Origin of the sequence: Amycolatopsis sp. NPDC051372 (assembly GCF_040682095.1) — a bacterium.
In the GTDB taxonomy this organism is placed as follows: Bacteria; Actinomycetota; Actinomycetes; order Mycobacteriales; family Pseudonocardiaceae; genus Amycolatopsis.
In genome coordinates this window covers 1-2,870 of the sequence record NZ_JBFBAF010000093.1, presented here as the reverse complement: position 1 = coordinate 2,870, position 2,870 = coordinate 1, and the positions used below count along the sequence as shown (strand labels likewise).

The 2,870-nt window shown below is 68.9% G+C and carries 4 protein-coding genes; 1 reads left to right on the top strand and 3 read right to left on the bottom strand.

Going from position 1 to position 2,870, the window contains the following annotated elements:
* Positions 1 to 90 precede the first annotated feature (90 nt).
* Positions 91 to 372, bottom strand: coding sequence for a hypothetical protein (locus AB0M56_RS50460; RefSeq protein ID WP_364190787.1), 282 nt, complete (start codon positions 370 to 372; stop codon positions 91 to 93).
* A gap of 344 nt (positions 373 to 716) precedes the next feature.
* Between AB0M56_RS50460 and AB0M56_RS50455 the strand changes: the two genes are divergently transcribed.
* Complete coding sequence (locus AB0M56_RS50455; RefSeq protein ID WP_364190784.1) at positions 717 to 1,070, top strand: MFS transporter; 354 nt, start codon at positions 717 to 719, stop codon at positions 1,068 to 1,070.
* 477 nt (positions 1,071 to 1,547) lie between these two features.
* On the opposite strand, the gene AB0M56_RS50450 is transcribed toward AB0M56_RS50455, so the two are convergent.
* On the bottom strand, positions 1,548 to 2,399 hold the full coding sequence (locus tag AB0M56_RS50450; protein ID WP_364190782.1) for an NmrA/HSCARG family protein: 852 nt from the start codon (positions 2,397 to 2,399) through the stop codon (positions 1,548 to 1,550).
* Positions 2,400 to 2,637: 238 nt separating this feature from the next.
* The coding region (locus AB0M56_RS50445; RefSeq protein ID WP_364190779.1) for a hypothetical protein at positions 2,638 to 2,870 on the bottom strand (233 nt) is incomplete at its 5' end.

The window sequence follows — 2,870 nt, the reverse complement described above, 5'->3', positions numbered from 1 at the left end:
CATCACGAAGAGACAGCGCGGCAGCCGGTCGATTCGCCATACCGCATTCTGACACCCACCCAACCGTCAAACAACTAACGACACGCGACACTAGTTCGTGAGCCGCGCCTTGAGCTCGGTCAGGAAGCCCTTGTCGTGGTTGCTCAGGTGGTCCAGGTCGATCTCCTGCGGCATTTCGTCCCCCGGTTCGCGGTCGAGCAGGTACTTGACCGTCTCCCTCGCCACGCGGTGCGTGTCGAGGTCAGGTATCAGCAGGTCGTCCAGCACCGCGTGCGACATGGTGATCCGGTGCTGCGTGGTGTCCAGCCCGTCCTGCACGACCGCCCGGTACTCCATCGGGCCCGTGCGGGTGACCTCGACGCGTTCGCTCATCGGGCGAGTCTAGCGCCCGGTAACTCGGGAAACGGCTGGGTTGAAATGCTTCCGGGTGCCATCGACCGCTCGGACCACGTTCGTGTGTTGCCGGTATGCATCCGGCCCGGCAGGTCGAGCACGGACCGACCTTCGGTCGATCTGGCGCGGTTACGCCGGCCTCGGCGTGGCCGCAACGCTGACGGTCTCGGCCGTGCTGCTCGTGTTCGGCGCCATTTCCCTGGTGGTGCTGCCGATCCACCCGAGTACGGGCGCACTGGACCGGACCGTGGTGATGCCGTGGCCCGAACCGAGATCGGCATCCTCATCGGCAAAGAGGAAGAGCTCGACTCGTCAGCCGGGCCGTGCTCGTCGAGGTCTGCTATCACGTGCCGTCGGAGAACTCGGCGGAGTTCCTGAAGGCCCTCGCGCGCGTGGGCCTTTCGCGGCAGCGCACGTGCGCACGGAGGTGGACCGCCTACCGCGAACTCAGCGCCCCCGACCGGTACTTCGAGCTCTTCGAGCGTCGACGCCGATCTCTCCCGCAACGCCGCGGAGTTCGCGCTCGAACCGCCGGAGTTCCGGCACCTTCGCGCGACGGACCTTTCGCGACCGACGGCCCGGCCGGCACGCAGCCCGCGGCGTCCGACGTGCGCGCCCGCCGCCCGAACGTACCGGGTCGGCTCCGGACGACGGCTTCGCAACCCGGCCACGGCTAGCTTCGCTCTTGCGCACACCCGCGTGGGAGGATGGCCGAGTCACACGTCGCCCTCTTCTGGCAGGTCGTGAACCTGGCACCGCCCGAGACCGCACCCGAGCACTTCGATACAAGCGTGTGTCCTCAGTGGCAGCGTCGCGGGCCTGTTCGCCGCGCGGGTGCTCGCCGGCCACGCACAGCCAGCTCGACGCGCTGGCGACGGCGAAGTGCGCGCGCGTATTCTGCGAGAAGATCAGCACCCGGATCCGGGTGCGCCCGGAATTCAAGGCTGCGCTCCCCCTGGCCCGGGCCGCTGACCGGGATCTACGACCCATACGGCATGGGCTCCATGCTGTTCGCCGTGCTCGCGGATGGGCGCTGGCGACCGTGCCGAGGTGCCGCTACGAGACAACCCCGCCCTGTACGACCTTCCCCATCAGCCGACGGAACAAATCTGACCCTACGCGGCGTCGATGTTCGCGCGAGGCAGGCGCGACGTTCACGATCCGGACGCGAAGACCCGCTGAGCCCAGGTGGCGAAGGAAGTCCACTCGATCTCCGGATGGGCGGCGTGCAGCGCGGTGATGTCCACCTGGTAGCCCGGTCCGTTGAGAAACTCCCACATCGCGTGCATGTCCGGGTTGCGGATGGACTCGAGGGGATACCGGTTGTGGCGCACCTCAAAGCCGACGGCGGCGCTCAGCGAGCGCGACATCTCCGCCGGTGTAGGGGCGTCGCTGGCGAGCTCGATTCGCCGGCCCGCATACTTGCCGGCGTGCACCAGCACCTGGGCGGCGAACGCGCCGTGATCGGAGCGCGCGAGCTGCTGCAGCGGCCGGTCACTCGGCAACGGGAGGTCGAGTGATCCCGCGAGAATCCGTTCCTGATCACCGAGAGCGTTGTCGAAGAAGTACGTGGGCCCCAGGATCGTGTAGGGGACCCCGCTCGCACGGACCTCGGACTCCACGATCGCTTTGCTGTCGAAATGCGGAACCCCGGTCCGCTGAGCGGCACCGGCGACCGAGCTGAACACGAGGTGCGGCACGTCCGCCTCGCGCACGGCCGCGAGAATCGCCCGCCCCTGGGCCACCTCGGCCTCCACCCCCGACTCGAACGGCGTGGTCAACGCGAACACGCCTGCCACGCCGCGCATGGCGCCGGTGAGGGAATCGACGTCCTCCAGCAAGCCGGAAACGACCTCGACACCGCGCCGGCTCAGAGCCTGTGCACCCGGGCTGCCAGGATCACGCACCAGCGCCCGCACCTCGGCGCCGCGGTCCAGGAGCGCCGCGGTGACGGCACGCCCCTGCCCGCCGATGGCGGCCAGCACCAGAATCGGACGGTCAGCCATCGCACACCCCCGTGTCAGTTGCGGAACAGCTCACGGCTGCTGCGCACCTCCTGCCCTGTCGGACTGCCCGCCCGAAGGAACACCTTACCGTCGGTCGGTGCAGTGGCACGGCGGCTCGCGGTGACCCTCGGCCGTGAACCAGGCCCGGCACGCTGCCAACGTCGCCGATAGGAGCTGGCGGCCACGGACCTCGAAGGGCACGCGTTGCGCCGGTTGCGGCCGGCCGGTGGCAGCCACCTCACAGCTGCTGGGCCTGCACCTCGACCATGCGGAAGATCCGGGCGAGCCTGGTGGTCGCGATGGCCCGGGTCGCCGAGGGTGAAGACGCTGTGGGCGGTGGTGAACAGGTGCGTGTTGGTGCCGGCCGGCCAGTGTTCTGCAACGGCACTCGGGTGGCGTGTGGTAGATCATCGTGGTGGTGGTCGATGTGGTGATGGATCAGCTGGACCGGGTGCTTGGGCGGATTGGGGG

Bases quoted from the DNA above. Each gene is read 5' to 3' on its own strand.
- AB0M56_RS50460 (WP_364190787.1), bottom strand. From the start codon at position 372: ATGAGCGAACGCGTCGAGGTCACCCGCACGGGCCCGATGGAGTACCGG.
- AB0M56_RS50450 (WP_364190782.1), bottom strand. From the start codon at position 2,399: ATGGCTGACCGTCCGATTCTGGTGCTGGCCGCCATCGGCGGGCAGGGG.